The sequence below is a fragment of the Microbulbifer sp. THAF38 genome (genome assembly GCF_009363535.1).
Lineage (GTDB): Bacteria > Pseudomonadota > Gammaproteobacteria > Pseudomonadales > Cellvibrionaceae > Microbulbifer.
Genome location: NZ_CP045369.1, coordinates 108,444 through 131,580 on the forward strand (window position 1 = coordinate 108,444; position 23,137 = coordinate 131,580).

The 23,137-nt window shown below is 49.6% G+C and carries 19 protein-coding genes and 1 pseudogene; 13 read left to right on the top strand and 7 right to left on the bottom strand.

The annotated features are described in order from the left end of the window. Positions 1 to 2: 2 nt before the first annotated feature. A complete protein-coding gene (locus FIU95_RS00470; protein WP_152450452.1) occupies positions 3 to 326 on the top strand; it encodes a chaperone modulator CbpM in 324 nt (107 codons plus the stop codon). Here FIU95_RS00470 and FIU95_RS00475 read toward each other — a convergent pair. Both FIU95_RS00475 and FIU95_RS00480 read right to left on the bottom strand, forming a co-directional pair. Continuing rightward, complete coding sequence (locus tag FIU95_RS00475; RefSeq protein ID WP_152450454.1) at positions 323 to 1,318, bottom strand: glycerophosphodiester phosphodiesterase family protein; 996 nt, start codon at positions 1,316 to 1,318, stop codon at positions 323 to 325. The genes FIU95_RS00470 and FIU95_RS00475 overlap by 4 nt on opposite strands. A 140-nt stretch (positions 1,319 to 1,458) precedes the next feature. Then, on the bottom strand, positions 1,459 to 2,439 hold the full coding sequence (locus FIU95_RS00480) for a calcium/sodium antiporter (protein WP_152450456.1): 981 nt from the start codon (positions 2,437 to 2,439) through the stop codon (positions 1,459 to 1,461). A gap of 349 nt (positions 2,440 to 2,788) precedes the next feature. On the opposite strand from FIU95_RS00480, the gene FIU95_RS00485 reads away from it, so the two are divergent. From FIU95_RS00485 to FIU95_RS00500, 4 genes are all read left to right on the top strand, one after another. Further along, on the top strand, positions 2,789 to 3,037 hold the full coding sequence (locus FIU95_RS00485; protein ID WP_152450458.1) for a hypothetical protein: 249 nt from the start codon (positions 2,789 to 2,791) through the stop codon (positions 3,035 to 3,037). Between the two features lie 258 nt (positions 3,038 to 3,295). Then, positions 3,296 to 4,375: a 4-hydroxyphenylpyruvate dioxygenase gene (hppD, locus tag FIU95_RS00490; protein WP_152450460.1), complete on the top strand. Its 1,080-nt coding sequence runs from the start codon at positions 3,296 to 3,298 to the stop codon at positions 4,373 to 4,375. Positions 4,376 to 4,390: 15 nt separating this feature from the next. Next, positions 4,391 to 4,951 (top strand): VOC family protein, encoded by a 561-nt coding sequence (locus tag FIU95_RS00495; RefSeq protein ID WP_152450463.1) that lies wholly within the window; start codon positions 4,391 to 4,393, stop codon positions 4,949 to 4,951. Continuing rightward, positions 4,948 to 5,955 (top strand): fumarylacetoacetate hydrolase family protein, encoded by a 1,008-nt coding sequence (locus tag FIU95_RS00500; RefSeq protein WP_152450465.1) that lies wholly within the window; start codon positions 4,948 to 4,950, stop codon positions 5,953 to 5,955. Before FIU95_RS00495 ends, FIU95_RS00500 begins: the two co-directional genes overlap by 4 nt. A gap of 88 nt (positions 5,956 to 6,043) precedes the next feature. On the opposite strand, the gene FIU95_RS00505 is transcribed toward FIU95_RS00500, so the two are convergent. Continuing rightward, positions 6,044 to 6,901: a carbon-nitrogen hydrolase family protein gene (locus FIU95_RS00505; protein WP_152450467.1), complete on the bottom strand. Its 858-nt coding sequence runs from the start codon at positions 6,899 to 6,901 to the stop codon at positions 6,044 to 6,046. 731 nt (positions 6,902 to 7,632) lie between these two features. Between FIU95_RS00505 and FIU95_RS00510 the strand changes: the two genes are divergently transcribed. Together FIU95_RS00510 and FIU95_RS00515 are read left to right on the top strand one after the other, a co-directional pair. Beyond that, positions 7,633 to 8,370 carry a YopT-type cysteine protease domain-containing protein gene (locus FIU95_RS00510; RefSeq protein WP_152450469.1) on the top strand — a complete coding sequence of 246 codons (738 nt, stop codon included), beginning with the start codon at positions 7,633 to 7,635 and terminating at the stop codon, positions 8,368 to 8,370. A gap of 241 nt (positions 8,371 to 8,611) precedes the next feature. Continuing rightward, entirely contained in the window at positions 8,612 to 10,396 is a 1,785-nt protein-coding gene (locus FIU95_RS00515; protein WP_152450471.1) for a DUF885 family protein, read from the top strand. A 105-nt stretch (positions 10,397 to 10,501) separates the two neighbouring features. Here the strand turns inward: FIU95_RS00515 and FIU95_RS00520 are convergent, their stop codons facing one another. The 3 genes from FIU95_RS00520 to rtcR all read right to left on the bottom strand — a co-directional run bounded on the left by FIU95_RS00520 (position 10,502) and on the right by rtcR (position 14,500). After that, positions 10,502 to 11,281, bottom strand: a complete 780-nt coding sequence (locus FIU95_RS00520) for a TSUP family transporter (protein ID WP_152450473.1) — start codon at positions 11,279 to 11,281, stop codon at positions 10,502 to 10,504. Positions 11,282 to 11,339: 58 nt separating this feature from the next. Beyond that, positions 11,340 to 12,827: a C13 family peptidase gene (locus tag FIU95_RS00525; RefSeq protein WP_253868779.1), complete on the bottom strand. Its 1,488-nt coding sequence runs from the start codon at positions 12,825 to 12,827 to the stop codon at positions 11,340 to 11,342. Between the two features lie 65 nt (positions 12,828 to 12,892). Beyond that, positions 12,893 to 14,500, bottom strand: coding sequence for an RNA repair transcriptional activator RtcR (rtcR, locus tag FIU95_RS00530; protein ID WP_152450477.1), 1,608 nt, complete (start codon positions 14,498 to 14,500; stop codon positions 12,893 to 12,895). 247 nt (positions 14,501 to 14,747) lie between these two features. Here rtcR and FIU95_RS00535 point away from each other — a divergent pair, with 247 nt between their 5' ends. The 6 genes and pseudogenes from FIU95_RS00535 (at position 14,748) to FIU95_RS00565 (ending at position 22,042) form a co-directional block, all read left to right on the top strand. Continuing rightward, positions 14,748 to 15,977, top strand: a complete 1,230-nt coding sequence (locus FIU95_RS00535; RefSeq protein WP_152450479.1) for an RtcB family protein — start codon at positions 14,748 to 14,750, stop codon at positions 15,975 to 15,977. 625 nt (positions 15,978 to 16,602) lie between these two features. Then, positions 16,603 to 17,763, top strand: a complete 1,161-nt coding sequence (locus FIU95_RS00540; protein ID WP_152450481.1) for a slipin family protein — start codon at positions 16,603 to 16,605, stop codon at positions 17,761 to 17,763. Positions 17,764 to 17,809: 46 nt separating this feature from the next. Continuing rightward, a pseudogene (locus tag FIU95_RS21650) lies at positions 17,810 to 18,052 on the top strand (RNA 3'-terminal phosphate cyclase). A gap of 66 nt (positions 18,053 to 18,118) precedes the next feature. Then, the gene (locus FIU95_RS00555) at positions 18,119 to 18,373 is read left to right on the top strand and encodes a hypothetical protein (RefSeq protein ID WP_152450489.1); all 255 of its coding nucleotides are present in this window, start codon (positions 18,119 to 18,121) and stop codon (positions 18,371 to 18,373) included. 178 nt (positions 18,374 to 18,551) lie between these two features. Continuing rightward, positions 18,552 to 18,728, top strand: coding sequence for an RNA 3'-terminal phosphate cyclase (locus FIU95_RS00560; RefSeq protein WP_152450491.1), 177 nt, complete (start codon positions 18,552 to 18,554; stop codon positions 18,726 to 18,728). A 239-nt stretch (positions 18,729 to 18,967) separates the two neighbouring features. Beyond that, complete coding sequence (locus FIU95_RS00565; RefSeq protein WP_152450494.1) at positions 18,968 to 22,042, top strand: S8 family serine peptidase; 3,075 nt, start codon at positions 18,968 to 18,970, stop codon at positions 22,040 to 22,042. A gap of 625 nt (positions 22,043 to 22,667) precedes the next feature. Here the strand turns inward: FIU95_RS00565 and FIU95_RS00570 are convergent. After that, positions 22,668 to 23,111, bottom strand: a complete 444-nt coding sequence (locus FIU95_RS00570) for an SRPBCC domain-containing protein (RefSeq protein WP_152450496.1) — start codon at positions 23,109 to 23,111, stop codon at positions 22,668 to 22,670. Positions 23,112 to 23,137: the final 26 nt, after the last annotated feature.

Sequence of the window (23,137 nt, forward strand, 5' to 3'; positions counted from 1 at the left end):
TTATGAAGGTCAGAAGGACTGAGCAGGTGACCGGTGTGCTCCTGGATGAAGAGAGCGAACTGAGTCTGAGCGAGTTGTGCCGCGCCTGTGAGCTTCCGGCGGAACGTATCTTAGCGCTGGTAGAGGAGGGCATTATCGAGCCCCGCTCTCGTAAACCCCGTTGGCGCTTTAGTGGTATTTGCGTGCGCAGGGTTCGCCGCGTCTATACGCTGGAGCGGGATCTGGGGGTCAATCTAGCCGGTGCGGCGTTGGCGTTGGAGTTACTCGAAGAGATAGAGCGGTTACAGGCACAGCTGGCGCGATTAGAGCAGCGGCGTAAACCTTAATGTTCTTGGCTGCCGGCACGTAAGAAAGGGCCAATGATCTCGATTTTTTCAACCCAAATAGCGCCGCTGTAACCTTGGGGTAGATGATTTAGCTCCTCGGGGCTGTGCACACCGGCCAATCCACTCTGGCCCTTTTCATGATCTACTGCCATTACCAGGCTGCCGGCCTGCCTCATCCGCACAGCAAAGCGATTAGGCCAACCCCAAAGGGCCCACTGCCAAGTATTGGGAGCGATCACAATACTGTTATGACAGGATTTGGGAATATAGCCACTCCACCCAACCAGCAGATACCCCAGTACACAACTTTTTGCGCTGTCCTTACTAAAGGCCAAAGTTTTGGGCCTTAACTCCCGTATTCTTGCGATGGGGCGGGTGCCGCCGTAGACCATTAAGCGGGAATTAGAGAGTAGCTGGTGTTGGCGTAAATAGTTATTCAGTCGGTCTGCTTCATTGGGATCATTACTTTTTATATTGATCAGAAATTGTCGATCGGGGAAGTGTTGAAAAACTTCTTTCAATGTGGGTATCAATCCTATGCCTTGGCCTCGAAAGGGAAAGGTTGTACCGCCATCGAAAGTGTAGCCATAGCCAACATCGAGCTTCTTCAGGTCGGTGATGGCATGCTCCCGAGTGACGCCACTTCCGTTTGTGCGGCAATCCAAAGTCCAGTCATGAAAGACGGCAAACTCACCATCGGTTGTGGGATGGATATCGAGTTCGACAATATCCGCGCCATGCGCAAATGCTGCCTCCATGGAGGGAATGGTGTTTTCCAGATAGCGGTGTTCTGGATTGAATATGCGAATAGCCGTGCAATCGTCACGTCCTAGATTATCGCGATTATAGGTTTGGTAGACACCACGATGGGAGATAAGAATGGGCTCCCCCTGGGGCGTTGGAGCCAGCCAGGAAGCATTTAATAGGTAAATAGCTCCAAAACCAAATAAAGAACCCAACATGCCAACTTTGGCAAAAATGCCCAGCTTCATAAAAGCATCTCCGCCATGATTTCCCTTGAGCTGCTGCCAATACTAGCTGGCACTGCTACAAAAGAACGGGCTTTTTGGGGGCAAATTATGGCGAATTCAGGCGGCAAACTTGGGGTGGTGTGAAGCCACCCCAAGTATGGTTAAAGAGCGGCTTTGGTAATCGTGGTGATCAGGTAGCCGGTATAAACGAGGTAGGCGGTTAGCAGGGCTCCCCCTTCCCAGCGGTTGATACGTCCCTGGCCGCGAAAGCCATAGGCGAAGACAAATAGGGCGAGGGTCAGGCCGATCACCATGGGCCAGTCTCTGGTGAGTACTTCAGGTGGCACACTGGACATGGGGGCGATAGTGCCGGCAATCCCCACCACGGCCAGCAGATTGAACATATTCGAACCTACCACGTTGCCGATGGCGATATCGTGTTCGCCTTTTCGCGCGGCCACTATGGTGGCTGCCAGTTCTGGTAGAGAAGTACCGAGAGCGACGATGGTGAGGCCGATAATCAGATCACTAACACCCAGAGACTCGGCGATGGTGACCGCTCCCCAAACCAGCAACCTTGAGCTGACAATCAGAAGTATTAAGCCGGCAACTACCCAGAATAGAGCTCGGCCCAGAGGCATAGCGTGTTCTTCCAGCTCCTCAGCCACCTCGCCTTCCAGCTTATCGCCTTTGCCACGCAGGGCAGAGAATACGCTCCAGCCGATCAAACCGAAGAAACCCAGTAACAGAATTACCGATTCCCAGCGCTCCAGCTTGTCATTCCATAGGAAGGCACCACTCAGCAGGGTGATCGCCATTAACAGTGGCAACTCTTTGCGCACGATTTTCGAATGTACGCTCAAGGGAATAATCAGGGCGCTGAGGCCCAGAATCAGGCCGGTATTGGCGATATTGGAGCCGTAGGCGTTACCCAGGGCCAGGCCGGGACTGCCATCCAGTGCGGCGATGGCGGAGACCACCATTTCCGGTGCCGAGGTACCGAAGCCAACAATCACCATGCCGATCAACAGTGTGGGCATGCCGGCGTGCTTGGCCGTGGCTGCGGCGCCCTCCACGAAGCGGTCAGCACTCCAGACCAGCACAATAAAGCCGGCAATGATGGCGAGAGCGGCGAGAAGCATAGGCAGTCCTTTAAAGTTACAGGCGGAATTGGGGCATAGCCCGACAAACGGGGAGCGATTGTACCGGCTCTCGGCGTCACAATCAGTGGCTTGCCAAAGAGACAGGCGCGATATCTGTAAAAAATCGAAAGTGTCCCGTCAGTCAGATGGTTCTGCTGCCAGTGTGGGCTACAGTCAATGCATGGCCCGGTAAATCTACGGGATGGCTGAGAGGCTCTGTGCCCCGGTGCGAAGCCCGCTCAGTTGGTGGAGATGTCGGGTATGTTTACGCGGGTCGCACAGAGCCATGGGCGGCGGATTCCGCGATATCCATGTCACCGGCCACTCGCCGGCTAGTTAGGAGGCCTATATGCAACTCAAAGCTTCAATCGGAATACTGGCGGCTGCCCTGGTGCTGACCCTATCCGCCTGTGAACAGAGGAAAAAGGAAGAATCCATGGACAAAAGCGGCATGGGCACCGCTGAAACCGGATGCTGCCAGCATGCGGAAAGTGCCTGCGCTGGGGATGTGTCCAAGTCTCAGTGTGACCAGATGAGCGGTAAGTTTCATAAGGATCATATGTGCCGAACGGATACCGGCAAGTGCGCCCGTAAATAGCGCTATTTGCTGAGGGTGCGGCACAAGCCAGTGCTGCACCCTCTTTTCTCACATTGTTCAGTTCTGCTAAGCCCCCCTTCTGACTGCTCGCATATCTGCGAAAACCAACCATCTCAAGTGACCAAAGACGGCCCTCTGGTATGTCTTTCTGGCACCCTTGACATTAGTTACATCTGCAACTAACTTCGTTTGCGCTTGAAATTAACCAGCGCGCAGCCCCGATAAATGGCGCCGCGAAGATAAGAGACGGAGGACTGCATGGCCGACTTATTTGAGAACCCGATGGGTTTGGATGGCTTCGAATTTGTAGAATTCACTGCGCCGGAAAAAGGCATTCTCGAAACTGTGTTTACCGCCATGGGCTTTACTAAGGTGGCCCGCCACCGCTCCAAAGCGGTGGAGTTGTGGCGCCAGGGTGATATCAACTTTGTCACCAACTACGAGCCCAGCAGCCACGCCTATTACTATGCCCAGGAGCATGGTCCCTCCGCCTGTGGTCTGGCCTTCCGTGTGAAAGATGCCAAGTTTGCCTACGAGGAGGCTCTGCGCAAGGGCGCTCAGCCAGTAAACGTACAGACTGGCCCGATGGAACTGAAACTGCCGGCCATCAAAGGCATTGGTGGTGCGACCCTGTACCTGATCGACCGCTACAAAGAAGGCGAGTCCATCTACGATATCGACTTTATCTGGGAAGAGGGCGTAGACCGTCGCCCCGAAGGTTGTGGCTTCCACACTCTCGATCACCTCACCCACAACGTTTATCGTGGCCGCATGGATTACTGGGCCAAGTACTACGAGGATCTGTTTAATTTCCGCGAGATCCGCTATTTCGACATCAAGGGCGAATACACCGGTCTGCTGTCCAAGGCTATGACTGCGCCGGATGGCAAGATCCGCATCCCGCTGAACGAAGAAGCGGCCGGTGGCGGCGGCCAGATCGAAGAATTCCTGATGAAGTACAACGGCGAGGGTATCCAACATATCGCCTTCGCCTGTGACGATCTGGTGGCCTGTTGGGATCGTCTGAAAGAGCGCGGCATGGAGTTTATGACCCCGCCGCCGGACACCTACTACGAAATGCTGGAAGAGCGCTTGCCGGGCCACGGTGAGCCCACCGACGAATTCCAGAGCCGCGGCATTCTGCTCGATGGCACTACCGAGGGCGGTCAACCGCGCCTGCTGCTGCAGATTTTCTCTGCCAATATGCTCGGCCCGGTATTCTTTGAGTTTATCCAGCGCAAGGAAGATGAAGGGTTTGGCGAGGGCAACTTCAAGGCCCTGTTTGAATCCATTGAGCGCGACCAGCTCAAGCGCGGCGTCATTAAAGAAAAGGAATAACAACCGGAGGCTTCAATGGGCATTAAGCGCATTCACCACGTGGCGTATCGCTGCAGGGACGCCAAGGAGACCGTGGAATTTTATCGCGATCTTCTCGGCATGGACTTCCAGCTGGCCATTGCCGAAAACGAGGTACCCTCAACCGGTGAGCCGGACCCCTACATGCATGTCTTTATGGATGCGGGTATGGGGAATGTGCTTGCCTTCTTCGAAATCCCCAACTCTCCGGAGATGGGGCGCGATGAAAATACCCCCAAGTGGGTGCAGCATATCGCTTTCGAAGTGGAGTCCATGGAAGAAATGCTCGCGACCAAAGAGAAGCTGGAAGCGGCGGGGGTCGATGTACTCGGCCCTACCGACCACACCATTTTCCAGTCAATCTACTTCTTTGATCCCAACGGCCACCGCATCGAGCTGGCTGCTAACACCGCTAAGCCCGGTATGCACAAAGAGCTGAAGCGTGTTGCGGAAGATATGCTGGAAGAGTGGTCGCGCACTAAAAAAGCCCCAAGGCATGCAGCCTGGATGCATGGGGAAGAAGAGTTTGTGGAAAAAGTTGAAGGGGAGGCACAGTGAAGTTAGCCAGCCTTAAATCCGGCCGTGATGGCCAACTGGTTGTCGTTAGCGACGATCTCACCCGTATGGTGCCGGCCGGCGATATCGCTCCCACCATGCAGAGTGCATTGGACAACTGGGCAGCAGTCAGTGGCGAGCTGGAGAAGCTGCACGAGCGTTTGCACAACGGCGAGATTGCCGGAGAGCCATTCGAGCAGAGCCTGTGTGCATCGCCTCTGCCGCGCGCCTATCACTGGGCCGATGGCAGTGCCTATGTGAACCATGTTGAGTTGGTGCGCAAGGCTCGCGGTGCCGAGGTACCGGAGAGCTTTTACAGCGATCCGCTGATGTACCAGGGGGGCTCCGATACCTTCCTGGCCCCACGCGAGCCGGTGACCATGCCGCAAAGTGAGGGCTTCGGCATCGACTTTGAAGCGGAAATTGCCGTGATCACCGACGATGTGCCCATGGGAGTCTCCGCCGAGGATGCGCTCTCCCATATCAAACTGGTGATGCTGGTAAACGACGTTTCCCTGCGCGGTTTGATTCCTGCGGAGCTGGCCAAGGGCTTTGGTTTCTACCAGTCCAAGCCCTCCAGTGCTTTCTCACCGGTGTGCGTCACGCCCGAGCAACTAGGAGACAACTGGCGTGAGGGCAAATTGCACCTGCCTCTGGTTTCCCACCTGAACGGCGAGAAGTTCGGTGAGCCCAATGCTGGTGTGGATATGACCTTCCACTTTGGTCAGTTGATTGCCCATGCGGCCAGGACCCGCCCACTGTGTGCCGGCACTATTATCGGCTCTGGTACCGTGTCCAATAAGATGGATGGCGGCCCGGGTAAGCCGGTGGCAGAGGGTGGAGTTGGCTACAGCTGCATCGCTGAGATTCGCATGATCGAAACCATCCAGAATGGTTCGCCCAGTACACCATTTATGGATTTCGGCAACACGATCGCTATCGAGATGTTCGATGGCGAAGGCCAGTCGATTTTTGGGCGTATCGAGCAGACGGTGGAGAAGGTGTAACACCGTCTTTTCGCCACGGCTTACGCTGTAAAAAAAGGGGCACCTAACGGTGCCCCTTTTTTATTTAGATACTTTCTATTTAGACTATTTAGATTCCTAGTCGGCGCATGGAAAGTAATGGCATTTGTTGCCTCACCTTAGCTAATCTCTCAGCATCTAGTGTGGCAGTGATGATGGCTTCACCCTCACCTGCTTCGGCCAGGATCTCACCCCAGGGATCGATGATCGCTGAATGTCCCCAGGTGCGTCTTTTCTCCGAGTGGATGCCGCCCTGATTGGCCGCAATCACAAAGCAGCCATTCTCTATCGCACGTGCTCGCAACAGGGTCATCCAGTGCGCTTTCCCAGTGGTATGGGTAAAAGCCGCGGGCACCACAAAAATCTCAGCGCCGTTCATTGCCAGTTGTCGGTAGAGTTCGGGAAAGCGCAGATCGAAACAGATGCTGAGCCCCAGCATACCCCAGGGTATTGTCGCCGCACGGGGCTCGTCACCGGGTTCAATGCTGGCGGATTCACGGTAACTTCCGGCTGAGTCTTCAACTTCCACATCAAACAAATGTATTTTGTCGTAGCGGGCTTGCAAAACACCGCGGTCATCGAACAGCAGGCAAGCTGAGCGACTGCGCCTGCCCTCGGTCGCAGTGCCATCGGGCCGTTCCAGTAAGGGTACCGCGCCGGCTACCAGCCAGATACCCAGCTCCGCAGCCCAGCTCTGTAGCGCGTGTTGAATGGGTTGTCTGTCTGCATTGGCTTTATGGTTCGCACAGAAGGGTTCGGCCGCGGAGAAACTGCCCTTATCTGAAAAGTGTGCAAAATTTTCCGGTAGCAGTATTAGTTGGGCACCGCGTCCGGTGGCTTCCTTCAGCAGTTTGTAGGCTTGTGCGAGATTGTCCTCGACACTCTCACCGCTGATCATCTGCACTGCTGCGACACAAAGGGTTTTCACAAAGACTCTCCTGATTTTCCGCTGGCCTCGAGGGGCAGGGAAAAGCTAGTGTCTGACAGTATAAATCTCAAGTGTGCTTAGCTGTGCAAACTATTCGCAGATCAGAAAATACAATGAGACGAGGGGCTCAGTCTGTTGCGGTTAGGGTAAGCCGACAATGTAAAGCTAATAGCATTTATGACGGTGCAAGATCTATTGATCTTTGAGCGTTGGATAGAGAATGTGAATTGCTTTTAGGTTAGTGATGCATTCTGAGAGCGGGCAAAATCTTCTAAGCAAAGACCAACCGGTTAAAAACGCCTAGAAATTCTCTAGTCGCCCATCCCCCATTTTTTACTCACATTTTTTGACCAATTAAAAAACTGGATGGTTTTGTATATAGTCTTAGCGGAAATGGTAATTCCGCTGTGTTCACTGAGTGACTAAAATCTTGCGTATTGTCATGAAAATTATTTTTTCTCAATTGCTCAGCAGTTTGCTTAAAAAAGCATCGCATTAGCCGATAAAAATTGGTTAATAATTCTCATTCTCTCCCTTCTAAATAAGTCTTTATGCGGCCTGGAAAAATAGTGCCAGAGTCGATTTAAAAAGCTTTCGTATTTCCTGTTGGCGCTGAAACTTTTCTGCTTCAATGCCGGCCCAATTCGATAAGTGGCGTAGAAAAATTCCACGAAAAATTAAAAGGGATTTTAAAAGCGCTTTTCTTGCCAAGCAGAAGTGAGAGAATAAAAATGCCTATTTGGGTCGACAAAACAATTCTGAACGTGACCGGCACACGTGTACGGCCAGTGCAGCAAGCGGTGCCCAACTACAATGGACACGTTGTTAAGGATTTCAGTCAGTGCTTCGATCCGGTAAAGGGGTTGATTACGGTTCACGAGGATACCTCTGGCGGCGTTTGCGAATCGCTCTCGGCTTTCTGGATGAAGTATCACTCCGAAGGCGGTAGCCTGTGGAACTGGTTATATCCCAATAACACCTTTGATGAGCGCCATCTTTTTCACGTGATGACCCTACAGCAGGCGGGTATGCACGATGACCAGGATAGAGTTACCGAGGCCTGGCTTGGGGTGCATAACCTGTATCCAGTCAGTCAAAATGTGTTTGGTGGTGCTTTCCCCAATGGGCGTGGAGGCAATACGATTCGCGGTATCAATAATCCACGTAGAGCCAATGGGCAAAGTGGTGTGTTTTCCCCCAATGCCTTGGCTCGGGAAATCATTCTGGACCAGACTGGCGGTGCGGGTTGCTATAAGAAAATCAGCCTGGATGGTACCTTCTCTGGCCATACTATGTCTGCTTGGGTAGCGCAGGACATCGCATTCTTCGATCCAAACTTCGGTGAGTTTTGGTTTGAATCCCGCGCCTCATTCTTTAATTGGTTTACTCAGTCTTTCTGGTATCAGTCCATGTATTCTGCGGGTCTGAGTGGCAGCTATGCTATTCGGTCTTATGCACGCAGGGGCTAACTAGCCACAAATATTGAGGGAGCCGCAGGTATGGTGGCTCCCGCAATGTATTTCACTTCCCGCTTCTGCTCTCACCCAATTTCTCATTCGCTCTCCCTCAAGTTGTGAAACCTTCCTGGTTCCAGGGTCACAGATAGCAATCTCGTCGAGTGTCACTCATGTTAAGGTTGACCGATCATTACGAATACACTTTTGAGTGCAACAAACTGAGCACTCGCGAACAGAATTAATGGAGAGTAGCGTGAAATCCGGCAAGGCCTTGGCAAAACACCTCAAGCGGGCATCTGGCTTTATCTTGGTCACTTGGGTACTGGCTCCCATATCCTGGGCCGCAACGGCAACCGAGCAACTGCAGGATGTGATCGAAGATCACTGGCAGTATCGTCTGCGCGAGGATCCAATTACTGCGGGACGTATGGGGGTGCCGGACTATAACCGCCAGTTGCCGGGGGTGACTGCTGAGGATAGAGCACGTCGGTTGAAGTCTGAACAGGAATTGCTACAGCGCTTGCAAACGATAGACGCTAGCGAGTTAGCGGATTCGGACAAGGTTAATCGGGAGTTGCTCACCTGGGTACTGGAAAATTCTATCGAGGCCAATCAGTTATTCTTGAAGCGTATACCGCTGAATACCTTCTCCAGTTTTTTCGGCACAGCCCTGGATGCGCACAGTGGCCTGGCGATGACCAGTGTCGCGGATTACGAGGATTATATCGCCCGTATCCGCGAGTTTGGCCGCTTCTTTGATGAGAATATTGCCAATATGCGCGAGGGTATTCGCACAGGTTTTGTTTTGCCCCAAATAGTGGTGCAAGGCATAGCCCCTACGGTGCGAGCCCAGGTTTATAAAGACCCAACCAAAAGCAGCTTGTATAAGCCCTTTACCGAGATGCCTGATGCAATTACTACTGAAGAGCAGCAGCGCCTGCGCAATGCCGGCAAAAAAGCCATTGGACAGGTAGCCATTCCGGCTTTTGACCGTGTAGCGGATTTTCTGGAGGGGGATTACCTAAAAGCCGCCAGCGAAACCCTTGGGGCCGAGCAAATACCTGGTGGTGAGGATTACTACCGCCACAACATCGGCTATTACGTCACCCTGGATATGGATCCAACGGAAATCCACCGCACAGGCCTTGCCGAAGTGAAGCGTATTCGTGCGGAAATGGAAGCGCTTATCAAAGAGTCTGGTTTTAAAGGCAGCTTTGAAGAATTTACCCATTTTCTTCGTACAGACCCCCAGTTTTATGCAAAAACCCCGGAAGAATTGCTAAAAGAGACTGCCTATATCTCTAAGCGAATCGACTATGTATTACCGGAGTTTTTTAATCTGCTGCCACGCACGCCCTATGGAGTGGTTCCGGTACCCAGCGAAATCGCACCCAACTACACCACCGCTTCCTATAATCCTGCCGCCATCGGTGGCACTCGTGGCGGAGCCTATTGGCTGAATACACACGGCCTGGATCAGCGCCCACTGTATGAGCTTCCTGCTTTAACCCTGCATGAGGCGGTGCCCGGTCACCACCTGCAAGGCGCCTTGTCCCAGGAGCTGGAGAATGTGCCGGACTTCCGCCGTGATCTTTATTTGAGTGCATTTGGTGAAGGATGGGCGCTTTACTCCGAGCGCCTGGGCAAGGAGATGGGCATATACACGACACCCTATGAGCACTTTGGTCGCCTAAGCTATGAAATGTGGCGCGCTGCGCGGTTGGTGATTGATACTGGTATTCACTCCCAGGGCTGGACTCGCCAGCAGGCGCTTGATTTCCTCTCCAGCAATACCTCCCTATCTCCCGCGAATGTACGCGCAGAAGTGGATCGTTATATTTCCTGGCCGGGCCAAGCCCTCTCCTACAAAATGGGGGAAATTAAGATTCGCCAACTGCGCGCACAGGCGGAAAAGGAGCTGGGAGATAAATTTGATCTGCGCGCCTTCCACGATGCACTGTTAAAAAATGGAGCCTTACCGCTTTCCATGTTGGAAGAGCAGATGCAGCGGTTTATTACAGAGCAGAAGGGCTCTTAAAGTATTGTTTTTACAATTCCGCTCTAAATTGTTAGAGCGGAATTGTAAGTAGAAGCTGACGCATCCCTAGCAAACTATTTATTCACGCGAAAAATCAGCTTGTTTTCAAGTAAAACCTATCCACCCCATAGCGTGGGCGTACTTTATTAGCATCCCGCTACACATAAAAACGACTACCCCTCTTAAATAGGCAGGGTTAATTTTAAAAAGGCAGTGTGACCCTATCCATGCACCTATGACTTGTCCAATCATCATTAGGGCGCCTATGACCCACACCACTTGTCCCGCAAGTAAAAATACCAATAATGAGGCTAAATTAGTGGCGAAGTTAAGAGGTTTTGCCATGGCGGTGGAGGTCAATAAATCTTGTCCACGGCAAGCAATACCAGATAAAGTAAAAAATGACCCAGTCCCAGGCCCGAACATACCATCATAGTATCCAATGAATGGAATTACCCCATATTGATATTTTCTGTTAGATAACTTGGGCTCATCATTATTCTGATTCATAGACGGAGAAATCAGAAAATAAATAGCAATAAATAACAGCACTACTGGAATAACAAAAGACAAAATTTCAGTGTTGATAAACTGAACAATTATTGTTCCAAACGCTGCTCCAATAAAGGCAGATAGCATTAATTTTTTAATCCCGTCCCAGCTTATTTTATTACTCCTAATCATCATATAGGTGGCTGTTGCTGTACCGATACTGCCTTGTAATTTATTAGTACCTAAGGCAGACAGTGGCGGTACACCACTTAGAATCAGGGCGGGAACTGTTATCAAACCGCCACCGCCCGCTAATGTATCGAGTAGACCGGCAATAACGGCAACCAAAAATAAAACAGATAACAGTTCCAGGGAATAGCTTGCGAACTCCAAATGAGTAACTCCTTTCGTCTGTAGCTAAGATTTCTCTTTCAATAACCTTCTTGTCATTTTAGCCGTCATTGTTTTTCTTCCACCATGTCAGGAAATTTTCCCCAATGGAGTGCTGGGGTAGGGAGTGAGAATTTTCTTCAATCCCCTGTTCTTTTTCCATTTCAGTGACTTTTTGGTTAGCTGTATTGAACCAAGCTTTGGGGTCTTTTGTTCCATGCTGTAGAGCATTGCCGTAGAGCGCGGCACTAAACCAGGTACGCTGGGAATCGTCGCTGCAACCAAAAGAGGTTCTATTATCGGCGGCGGAGGTGAATACGATACGATTTGGAGTGCTTAAAGGCTCAATCCATTGGCCGGAATAGCAGGCAGAAATCACTATCCACTGGTATTGTGCATTGAGGTTATCCAGCCATTTTTTTCCGTCGGCCACTGACAAGTCCATTAGAGGCATTTTACCCTCAGCGATTTTTAAATCGCCGTTGCGGGCACCGTGGCTAACAAGGTGTACAAACAATAGATCTTCTTGTGGGTCCAGTAATTGATCCAGGGCATTGAGACTTTCCTGAATACTGGTGCGCGTGGCGAGAGGAAAGCTGTAGCCGCCACCGTTGCTGAGACGTAACACGCGTTTCTCAATACCAAATGCCTCATCAAGGCGCTCTACTACCCAGTCCAATTCCCTGGCAAAAACCGGAGAGGTGCCATCACCACCAACTAGCAGTGTATATACATCTCGCACGCCAGGCCTCTGTGGTGCCAGTGAGTCAATAGCGTTTTGTAAGCGATTACTCTCACTATATAAGCGGGTTTCCGCCTGGGCGCTGGGCATATTCGCCTGTGCGCGCCAAGCTTCCTCACTGGGGTAATAAATATTTTCGGAGAAATAGCCAGATTGTTCGATAGTGGTTCCTTCGGCATCCGTACTAATTTGTACGCCTTCACCCTCAGCTTTCCCATAGCGGAATGTGGCATGGATAATAGTGCCGTCGGGCTGGGTTAGTTCACCTTCACCGGAGTAGGAGCCGTATTCGAAGCCGCCGTTATAACGATAGCCATCATTATCCGAGTAACTTCCTTTTATTAAATAACCGTTCTCAAATGTGCCCTGATAATGGCTGCCATCTTCAGTGGTTAACTTACCTTCGCCGTGAGGGTCATAAGCCAGAAACTCACCGCTATACACTTCACCGTCATTCCATTTTACTGTGCCTTTTTGCAGTTCTCCTTCACTGAAATGCCCCGACCATTCATTTTCGCTACAGGTATAGCGACCTTTTCCGTGTGGTTCACCATTGAGGAATTCACCTTTATAAGTACAGCCATCTGCTTCGGTAAGTAGTCCTTGACCACTAATGAGGCCATTGTGAAATTCCCCGCGATAATGATTGCCATTGGGCCATTGCAACTGGCCTCGGCCATGGAAAAAACCGTTTTGTAAGTCGCCTTTGTATATGGAACCATCTGGCAGGGCGGTGCCGCCTGCAAACTGTGTTGGCTCGCAGGCACTAAGAAGGAAAAAAAGCGGGGTTAGGTAAGCGTATCTCATTCCGTGATCCATCATTGGTGCTCTGGAGTGAGATTAACAAAATGGCACCAACAGGGCTCTAGGCTTTATGTAGTTGTTAGATGTAGTTGCTCGAACTTGAGCCCATATTTATCCAACAGCTGGCGTACCCGATGAGAATCGTTATTGGATTTTTTGGTGGCGCGACTCACCTGGAATAGTTTGCGACCGGCTTCTGCCATGGAATTGGATTCCTCACATACCCGGATTAGCCCAGCTAGTTTGATCTGCTCGTAGTAATCCATTTGTTCAATACTGCCGGGGCCCAGTAACGCTTCGATACGCGCAAAGGGTAGCGATGCTCCACTATTACTTGGGGTTTGCCATTTGAAGCGCAGTCGCTGGATTTCCTCCTCCACCACTTCAGTGGTGATGCGCCCACCATCGGCAAGAGTGCCCATACGTAGGATACTGGCATTAAGATCGCGGAAGTTAGCGGACCAGCTGGCCTCTGCTGAAAGGCCAAAGTTGAGGTACCTCTCCCGTGCCTCTTTATTGAAGCTCACCAAATGGCCGGACTTTCTGGAAAAAGCCTCCAGCTCAAAGTCGATATTGGGTTCCAGGTCTTCCATGCGCTCACGCAGGGAGGGTAGGCGGTAGGTCCATAAGTCGATACGAGCCAGCAGGTCTGCGCGAAACTTACCCTCGCGGCTGAGCTGCACAAGATCCCGGTTGGTACCGGCGATCAACTGGAAGTGACTGCTCACTTCTTTGTCTGAGCCGAAGGGCATAAAGCGCTTGTGCTCTATGGCTCGCAGCAGCATCGCTTGCTCGTCCAGTCCCAATTCACCGATTTCGTCCAGAAATAGCAGGCCCTTATCTGCCTCCATTAAAAGCCCAGGGCGGTGAGTGGTGGCGCCGGTAAAGGCACCTTTACGGTGGCCGAATAGGGCGGACATGGCATTCTCGCCGCGTAGGGTGGCGCAGTTTACCGCGACCAGGCCCCCTTCCAATTTTCCACGTTGCTTACGTAACTCATAGACACGCTGGGCCAGCTGCGATTTACCTGCTCCCGTCGGTCCTGTAATCAGAATGGGCGCGTCGGAGCGGATAGAGACCTGCTCCAACTGCTCGATCATCTGATTAAAGGCGAGATTATTCGTCTCAATGCCGCCTTTCAGGTAGGTGGTGCCCTCCTGGTGTTCTCGCTGGAAGCGTGAGGCAATCTGGTCGTACTTGGATAGATCCAAATCGATAATCTGGTACTGACCCGGCAGGTTACTGTTTTTGTGTGCAGGAGAAGTTTGCAGCAGGCGCCCAGGGAAATAACCGGCCTCTGTGAGCAGGTATAGGCAGATCTGGGCCACGTGGGTGCCAGTCGTGATATGTACCAGGTACTGCTCCCGGTCTGGCTTAAAAGCGTAATCGCGAGCGAAATCCAGCAGGTTGCTGTACACGCTCTCGAAATCCCAGGGGTCATTGAAGTTGATCCGGTGATGGACCACCTCTGTTTCAGGGGAAACACGTGCAATGTCCTCGGTGACCTGGTCTGCCAGGTTCTTCGAATGGTTGTCGAAAAGGAGTTCCAGCCGATCGATTAGCAGGTCATCGTGCTGGCACATGGAGATATTGGGCCGCCACTTATCCCAACGCTTGTCGCCTTTGCCGCGCCGATCCTTGGTGGTACCGAGAATACTGATAGCTACTGTTTTCATGCTATCTAAAATAATAAATAGCTATCAAAAAAGATAGATATTTATTGTTTTCAACTTAGTTAAGGTTTCCTTAGAAATCTACTTATGAAATTATTTTTCTTTTAAAAACAATGGCTTACATTATTTTCAGAAGTTTTTCCAAAAGTTGGCACCCAATTCGCTATATCAATGGCAAGAGAAACCCATGAAGTGATAACGCGGTTTCACGAGATTTCAGCGGTTTCATGAGATTTAAAAGGAGCGAGAGATGAAACCATTGCCGTATGAAGTGATGCAGGCAGGTGGGGTACCGATTAAGTCCTGGACCTTAGGTGTGCCCTTTGAAGAGGAAGCCAGGGCTCAGCTTAAAAATATTTCGCAGTTGCCTTTCATCCACAAGTGGGTGGCGGCAATGCCCGATGTACACCTGGGCAAAGGCGCCACCATTGGCAGTGTGGTACCCACCCTGGGCGCGGTAATCCCCGCAGCCGTGGGTGTGGATATTGGCTGCGGCATGATGGCGGTGCGCACTAGCCTCACGGCGGCACAGCTGCCAGATAACCTGGCGGGTGTACGCAGTGCCATTGAGCGCGCCGTACCCCACGGCCGCACTGGTCGGCACCGGGGCAGGGGTCGGGATAAGGGTGCCTGGGAGAATCCGCCAGATGATGCACTAGCCGGTTGGACGCCTTTGGCAGCACCGTTTGAGTTGCTGAAGGAGAAGCACCCAGTATTGAAAAATACCAATAATATCAATCACTTGGGGACTCTTGGCACCGGTAACCATTTTATTGAGATGTGCCTCGATGAGCACGGCAGTGTGTGGCTGATGTTGCATAGCGGTTCTCGTGGTGTGGGTAACCGTATTGGCACTTACTTTATTGAGAAGGCCAAGCGGGATATGGAGCGTTGGCATATGCATTTGCCGGATAGCGACTTGGCCTATTTCCCCGAGGGCACAGAGCATTTCGATGACTATGTGCAGGCGGTGGAATGGGCGCAGGAATTTGCTCGTATCAATCGGGAAGTCATGATGGCGCGTACTATCGGCGCGGTGAAGCAGGCACTGGGCATGGATTTTGAGGCGCGTATGGAGGCGGTTAACTGCCACCACAATTACATTTCCCGCGAGCACCACTACGGCAGGGATGTACTGGTAACCCGCAAGGGCGCTGTAAGGGCGCGTGTTGATGAAATGGGCATTATTCCCGGAAGTATGGGGGCCAAGTCTTTTATTGTGCGGGGGTTAGGAAACGAAGAAAGCTTCTGCAGTTGTAGCCATGGTGCCGGGCGGGTGATGTCCCGTACCAAGGCGAAAAAACTGGTATCCCTGGAAGAGCATCGCGCGGCTACTGTCGACGTGGAATGCCGTAAAGACGAAGGTGTGATCGACGAAACCCCATCGGCCTACAAACCTATTGAGAAGGTTATGGCAGCACAACAAGACCTGGTGGAAATCGTTTACACCCTCAAGCAGGTAGTCTGCGTCAAAGGATAGTCAGCGCTTGCCACGGATAAGGCCTTTAGTAGTGAGGAATGTCGGAAGTTATGCCCAAAGGGCAGGCTCTCCGCAAACAAGTTTGAATGTTTTGTTCCAGTCAGCGGAGCCGGTTCTGTATGCCGGCCTGGCACCACCGTCGTTGGCGGTAGGTGTACCCACTGGGGCAATCTTCAAACGCTAACTTTGTCGCTCAATTGGTAGAGCAACCGTTGAACCGGTTTGTTACAGGTTCAATTCCTGTCAAAGTCACGTCGCCTGGAAAGCGACTTTAAGGGAAGGCGAGAGCCTGGGGTTCGAGTCCCCACAAAGAAGCCCTCTTTGTTGAAATCTATTCGGGGCCCACTGTGTCTATGGCTTGGACTGTTGGATTTTGCATCAATGGTCAAACACAAAGGCACACCGGTGACAGTGTCGCCTTGCGTGGGTTTGCGTTGTGCGAGTGGATTACAGGATTTGCATTGATTCTATTTTAGCCAGGGATTTTGGTTGCGTTACCCGGGATGGGTGAATGAAGAATTTTGCAAAACCGCTGTAATTTGCTCCCACTGTGTACAAGCGTTGGGCCACCCTGTGATCGAGTGGGCCCCACCCAAAGGAATAAAAAAGATAAGAGATCGGAGAAATGAAGTCTCTCTTTAAAATATGGAAGATTGTCAATGTGGCTGATAACGAGCGAGCACTGCTGTTTCGCCGCAGTCGATTTGAAAGGGTGCTGCCACCAGGGCGCCACCGTATCTGGCTGCTTTCTGGTGATGTACGGGTGGAAACCTATGATATTACCGATGTGGTTTTTGATGCGATCAAGGCAAAGTTTCTACTGAATACTTATGGCGATTTGTTAGGTGAATATTTACAGTCCTACGAGCTGTCTGATCAACAAGTTGGACTTTTCTATCGGGATGGTCACCTGGTGGATATCCTTCCCCCTGGTAGTTACCGTGCCGTATGGAAAGGGGGGGAAGCGGTTCGTGTAGGTATTGTGGATATTTCCAGGGAATACACGATCGATGACAATGTACTGGGGCTCCTCGGTCGTGGTGCTTGCGCAAGCCAAATACGCATCGCTGCTCAAGCGGTAAGCTATAACGAAATTCCCGATGAGCATGTGGGCCTTTTAATTGTCAATGGAAAATTGGAGAAAGCGCTGCAGCCGGGTCGCTATGGATTTTGGAAATACAATCGCTCTATCGCAGTGAAATTGATGGATATGCGCCTGCAAACTATAGAAGTAAGTGGCCAGGAAATTCTAACCAAGGATAGAGTTAGCCTGCGCATTAACCTGAGTGGCAGTTTCAAGATTACAGATCCACAACGGGTGGCATTAAAACTCAGTGATTATAAACACCATATTTATCGTGAATTACAATTAAGTTTGCGCGAAGCGGTGGGTACCCAGACTCTGGATAGTTTATTGGCAGATAAAGATCGGCTGAATATTGTTATTGCAACGGGCATCCATAAAAAACTAGCGCATTACGGTATCGAGATTGTCAGTGTCGGAGTGAAAAATATTATCTTGCCTGGCGATATGAAGATGATTCTCAATCAGGTAGTGGAGGCACAGAAGGAGTCTGAAGCGAATTCAATAAAGCGCCATGAAGAGACTCAGGCTATGCGCTCCCTGCATAGCACTGCCAAGATGATGGATAATGATCCTACATTGCTGCGTCTAAAAGAATTGGAATCTTTAGAAAAGGTCAGTGCACGTATCGATAAAATATCGGTGTATGGTGGCCTGGATGGCGTGCTTAATGATCTGGTGAAACTGCGCTCAACTGCTTGATGAAAAAAATAACAGAATTATTTAATGGTAATGAAGGAGTCGATTAGTGATTGAAATAGACGGCGCCCAGGGGGAGGGCGGCGGACAGATATTACGGACCTCCCTCACTTTGTCCTTGTGCCAGGGAATACCGACTCGTATTAAAAACATCTGCGCAGGCCGAAAAAAATCTGGGTTTTTACGCTAGCATTTAACTTGTTTGCGAGCAGCAAAAACGATTAGCAATGCCGAAGTCACAGGCGAGAAGCTGGGTGCTGCAGAAGTGATGTTCATTCCGGGAAAGGTGTAATCTGGTGAATATCATTTACCGATTGGCTCAACCGGCGGCACCAGTTTGGTATTGCAAGCAGTTCTTTTGCCACTGTTAACTCGAATGGGTGCGGGAGTGGAATTGGGGCTACAGTATTCTGTCTTTCATCTTGCTGGTGGTGGTTCTTGGCGCGCACGTATCCAGCCTCTTATCTCGCTGTTGAAACTGGACCTGACTGAGAGGTGCGAATCACTGCGCTGTAAAGCCTTAGCGAGTTCCGTAAATATTCCGGCACATGTTGGTCAGCGTGAATTGGCTCAGATTAGTAAGCTTTGTGGTTGGCTGGATGAGCATTTATAGCGAATACAAGTGTCCTCCCAAGGGCCAGGTAATATCCTGTCGTTACGTTTGCATTTTGAACAGATAGCTAAAATTTTGACTCCATGGGGAAGCAAGGCGCAAATACTGAACGCGTTGCCCAGGAGCGATTGGGAAGATACATCGGTACTTAAAATCCGGTGTGCCGGTAGGTGAGCACTTGGCCGAACAATTAATACTACCCATGGCACTTGGTAGCGGTGGCTGTTTTAGTGCATTAAAACCTAGTTTGTACTTGCCAACCAATATTCAAGTGATTCAAAAACTAACTGGGACGAATGTTCGGCTGGAAAAGCTTGGTGAAGATCATTGGAAAGTTCTTGTTATAAATAATTAGGAAGTAAAAGCAATTGATACAGCAAGAATGAAGGAAAAATTCAGGTAAAGGACGAGCTGTTCGTTAGCTATGGTTGATTTATGTGTCTTTTCATAAATAAAAAATAGTTTAGTATATTGCCGCCTGATGGAAGAGGTGAAACTAATCATCTAGCGCATGGGATGTAATAACTTAAAGCTTTCTATACGAGAGTAGGCCTTACTCTTGGTTGAAAATGTAAGTAAAAGGAACTTATCTGAATGATGTCTAAGCTTTTAAAATTAACCGTTTCCGTAGCTGCCCTTATGGCTGCGGCATGTAGCGGCGGCGGCGGCGGCGGTGATGGTGAGGCCGGAGGTAGTGGTACGGCTGTTTCTGTAGCTAACCAAGCTCCTGTAGCAAGCTTTACCTTATCCTCACAGTCTGGGCTTTCGCCTGCAGTTGTTAAGTTTGATGCATCTACTTCAAGTGATACGGATGGCAGTATCACTAAGTACGAGTGGAATTTTGATGATGGTGAAGGTAGTGATGCTAGTGGAAAGGACGTTGAATATACTTTTTATGCATACGATGAGGTTGATAAAGAGTATACGATTCAGCTGACAGTTACGGATGATGATGGCGCTACTGCCACTTCTGAAATGACGTTTATTGCACTTAAAAATTTGCCGCCTGTTGCAAAGTTTACATACAACCAGCCAGATCCTAAATCAAGATTGGTATTGTTCGATGCATCGGAAAGCACTGATTCGGAAAGTACCGACCTGTTGTATAAGTGGGATTTTGGTGATGGTACAACAGGTGAAGGTATCCAGCCAGAACATGAATACCAAGAGTACGGTAATTACTCCGTCAGCTTAATTGTGGATGATCAGACCGGAAACACTAGTAAGCATGTCAGCAATCTATTAGTTAGTGATGGGCTGTTTAGTGCCTTTGGGCAGTTATCCTTAGCTCAAGGTGTTTTTGCGGATAGTGATACTAGTGATCCAAATACTGAGGATGTGCCCAATAATTCTATGAAGGAGGCGCAAGTAATTTCTGAAATCAGTGAGATTTCAGGTCTTGTATCTTCCCCGAAAAGGAATTCTTCGGGTGTTGAGTTGGATAGATATGACTTCTATGTTGCTACGTTGAAGAAAGACCAAGAAATTCTTCTTCATATGCAAGAGTGGGAAAATGGCAGTGCGGATATTGATCTTTATCTGATCAATGAATCAGGTTATTTAATAGCAGATTCAAGTGGTACTTCAGATACCGAGACCCTGAGGGTACCTGAAGATGGCATGTACTACTTGGCGGCCTATGCATATGCGGGAACATCGGCTTATCGATTGAGAGTGTTTTCTTCCCCTACTATAGATAGATCCAGTAATTCAATCAGGACCAGCGACAATTTTGTTGCAGGCCAACTTCTGGCTCGTTTAAAGCCCGAAGCTAAAACCTCTGATATGCAGATGTTGGCTTCTCTAGGGGCAATCAAGCGTAGCACTGGGACTGACCGGCCATTGTTACTAGATGCAAATCAGGCTGCAATCGGATTTGGTGGGGCAAAACCGGATGCAGCAGTTTTACATCTGAATAGCGCCGGGGTCCAGGTTTCTGCTGATAAGCAACGAAAATTGGAGACTATTCATGCCTTAAAGCGACTGCATGCAAGTGGCAAGTTTGAGTATGTAGAGTTAAATCGCATTCGTCAGCGTCAATCTGTCAATGATCCTCTCTACCCGAATATGTGGCACTATCCGCAAATTTCCTTATCGGGTGCATGGCGTACATCCACTGGTGCGGGCTCAATAGTCGCGGTATTAGATACAGGGATTTTATCGGCACATCCCGATATGCAGGATCAGTTAGTAGCTGGTTACGATATGATCAGTGACACTGGGATGGCGTTGGATGGTGACGGTATTGATCCCAATCCTGAAGACCCTGGGGATGCACCAGATGGCACTCATGACTCTTGGCATGGAACACATGTGGCCGGCACTATCGCTGCTGCTACGAACAATGCTATTGGTATTGCTGGCGTAGCCTATGATGCCAAGATTATGCCAGTGCGAGTGCTTGGTTATGGGGGAGGTAGTGATTACGACATTGCGCAAGGAATCTATTTCGCAGCTGGTCTTGCCAATGACTCGGGTACAGTTCCTGAGCGAAAAGCAGATGTAATCAATATGAGCCTGGGAGGATCGGGTCATTCCCAGGCCATGCAGGATGCGGTGAGCGCGGCTCGTGCAGCGGGTGTCATTGTGGTTGTAGCAGCTGGTAACTCCAGTGATGACGCTAGCAATTATTCACCGGCTAGCCTTGATGGTGTTATTACGGTGGCTGCCACACGGCAGGGCGGTGACCCGGCAGGCTACACTAATTATGGTCTCAATGTTGACTTGACCGCGCCTGGCGGTGACACCTTTGCTGATGGTGGTGTAATCAGCACTATTGGGAATGAGATTGGGAGTGGAGAAATTGAATTTATCTACGGGGGGATGCAAGGAACATCCATGGCCACTCCCCATGTAGCCGGTGTTGTTGCCCTGATGAAGGAGGCATGGAAATCCATGACTCCTGATGATTTCGATGAGTTAGTCTCAGATTTTAGGGTTTCCTACGGTGTTACGCCAAGCAATTTGTATGGCTATGGTCAGATTGATGCGGAGCTCGCTGTGGCCTCGGCAAAAGCACGTGCGACTGGTACTTTGCAAGCTGGACGCCTGTTTGTCGAGAATGGTCATCAACGTGAGTTGTGGACCAAAAAAGAATTGGAGGTAGAACTGCTGGCAGACCAGCCTGGTGTTTCAGTGGCTGAGATTATTTCATCTGAGCCTTGGATGAGTGTTACTTATTTGGGCGAGGAATCGAATGGGCTCGGAAGCTATCGAATCGCGGTGGACTCAAGTAACCTATCAGTTGGTCGTTATTCAGGTATCCTCAGCTTCACTGCCTCCACAGAAACTAGGTTTGATTTACGAGTATCCGTACAAATCATCGATAAAGAAGTGGATTCCAGTGACTATGCTGGTGCTATTTATGTCGAATTTATAAATCTTGAGACTGGTGAAGCTGTTGATCGTGTAACAGCAACTTTTGATTCGGAGCTGGGTGTTTACCATTACAAATCATCACCGCTGGATGCAACTTCGGAATATGGATTTGGTGTTATGGCTGGTACAGATGTTGATAATGATGGGATTATCTGCGAAGTCGATGAGCTATGCCACCGCTTAGAATCTGGTGATGGTTGGATACCGATAGTTAGCGGTTATTTCCATGAGGATGTGGAGGTTATGAATTTGGAGTTGAGGGCGTTAGATAGTCCCTTGGATAATCTGTAATATAAGCCTCTAAATTGAGCTTTGACTACTCCCAAACTTTTGGGTGGGGGTAGTCATACAGTCTGAATTAAAGTTCATAGTTGCTATTAGTTCAGTTTTATTTTGTCACTAATCCTTTGAGATAATTTTTCTTAACAAAAATTCACCCGCCTGATAGCCTAGCGTAGACTCTGAAAGCATATTGTCTTAACCAGCTATGACTACTAAGATGTACAGTATTTTCTATAGAGAAATTTTTAGTATAACCAGCAGTTCACCATAGGCGGCTGGTGATAGTATAAAGTTATTTTCTTGCCCATAGTAATACTTCAACCAAATTTAAAATTTTTGCTATTTTGAAAGGTAGAGTGCTGGATAATCAATAAGCTGTTTTAACGGTAGTGTAATTATAAGAATATGCCTAAGCCGACTTCAATATAATGCTGAAGAGTTTGTTTTATTGTAAAATTATAGTTGAAAAGAATAAGTTTTTAGATTTCATGTGATAACAGAAGACTTCCTGCACTTTAGCAGTTTTTTGTAAGGTTAAAAGCAAGCAAAATGGTTCAATAGCAGAAATTATTTTGACGGCTGTAATTAATTATCTGTAATTTTTTGCAGTAAAAATTATATAGATTGTTTATCTCTAATAAGTATTTGGGTGACCTCCGTTCCCACTTAAAAAGTCCTTAAGGCTACCAAAAAGGTAATAATCCCAGCCACTTTTACACATATCCCAACATTTCATTTCTGGGGATAGGCCAATATGGGTAAATGTAATTAGAGTTCCCTTATTCTCTTCAGAAAATTCGAATCGCAGAGTACTGCCCTTCCACTCCTCTGGGTTATCTACATTATCGGAAACCATATTGGATTCAGTGCATTCAAGCTCAATCAATTTCTCGGGCTTCAATATTTTGGCTTGAAAGACCCAGTAAGACTGCCCCTTAAAACCGGTTTTGGCGATGTCGCCCACCTTTAGGAAGGGTGCGCTTACCGGTGTCCACCACTGGGACATTTTTTCGGTTACCGCCTTGTAAGCATCTTCCCGGGAACTTGGGCTAAAAAATGATGTAGTGTAGTTGGACATCACCGCTTCCCCTAGGGTTGTCAGAA

Bases quoted from the DNA above. Each gene is read 5' to 3' on its own strand.
- FIU95_RS00470 (WP_152450452.1), top strand. From the start codon at position 3: ATGAAGGTCAGAAGGACTGAGCAGGTGACCGGTGTGCTCCTGGATGAA.
- FIU95_RS00475 (WP_152450454.1), bottom strand. From the start codon at position 1,318: ATGAAGCTGGGCATTTTTGCCAAAGTTGGCATGTTGGGTTCTTTATTT.
- FIU95_RS00480 (WP_152450456.1), bottom strand. From the start codon at position 2,439: ATGCTTCTCGCCGCTCTCGCCATCATTGCCGGCTTTATTGTGCTGGTC.
- FIU95_RS00485 (WP_152450458.1), top strand. From the start codon at position 2,789: ATGCAACTCAAAGCTTCAATCGGAATACTGGCGGCTGCCCTGGTGCTG.
- hppD (WP_152450460.1), top strand. From the start codon at position 3,296: ATGGCCGACTTATTTGAGAACCCGATGGGTTTGGATGGCTTCGAATTT.
- FIU95_RS00495 (WP_152450463.1), top strand. From the start codon at position 4,391: ATGGGCATTAAGCGCATTCACCACGTGGCGTATCGCTGCAGGGACGCC.
- FIU95_RS00510 (WP_152450469.1), top strand. From the start codon at position 7,633: ATGCCTATTTGGGTCGACAAAACAATTCTGAACGTGACCGGCACACGT.
- FIU95_RS00525 (WP_253868779.1), bottom strand. From the start codon at position 12,827: ATGAGATACGCTTACCTAACCCCGCTTTTTTTCCTTCTTAGTGCCTGC.
- rtcR (WP_152450477.1), bottom strand. From the start codon at position 14,500: ATGAAAACAGTAGCTATCAGTATTCTCGGTACCACCAAGGATCGGCGC.
- FIU95_RS00535 (WP_152450479.1), top strand. From the start codon at position 14,748: ATGAAACCATTGCCGTATGAAGTGATGCAGGCAGGTGGGGTACCGATT.
- FIU95_RS00540 (WP_152450481.1), top strand. From the start codon at position 16,603: ATGAAGTCTCTCTTTAAAATATGGAAGATTGTCAATGTGGCTGATAAC.
- FIU95_RS00565 (WP_152450494.1), top strand. From the start codon at position 18,968: ATGATGTCTAAGCTTTTAAAATTAACCGTTTCCGTAGCTGCCCTTATG.
- FIU95_RS00570 (WP_152450496.1), bottom strand. From the start codon at position 23,111: ATGTCCAACTACACTACATCATTTTTTAGCCCAAGTTCCCGGGAAGAT.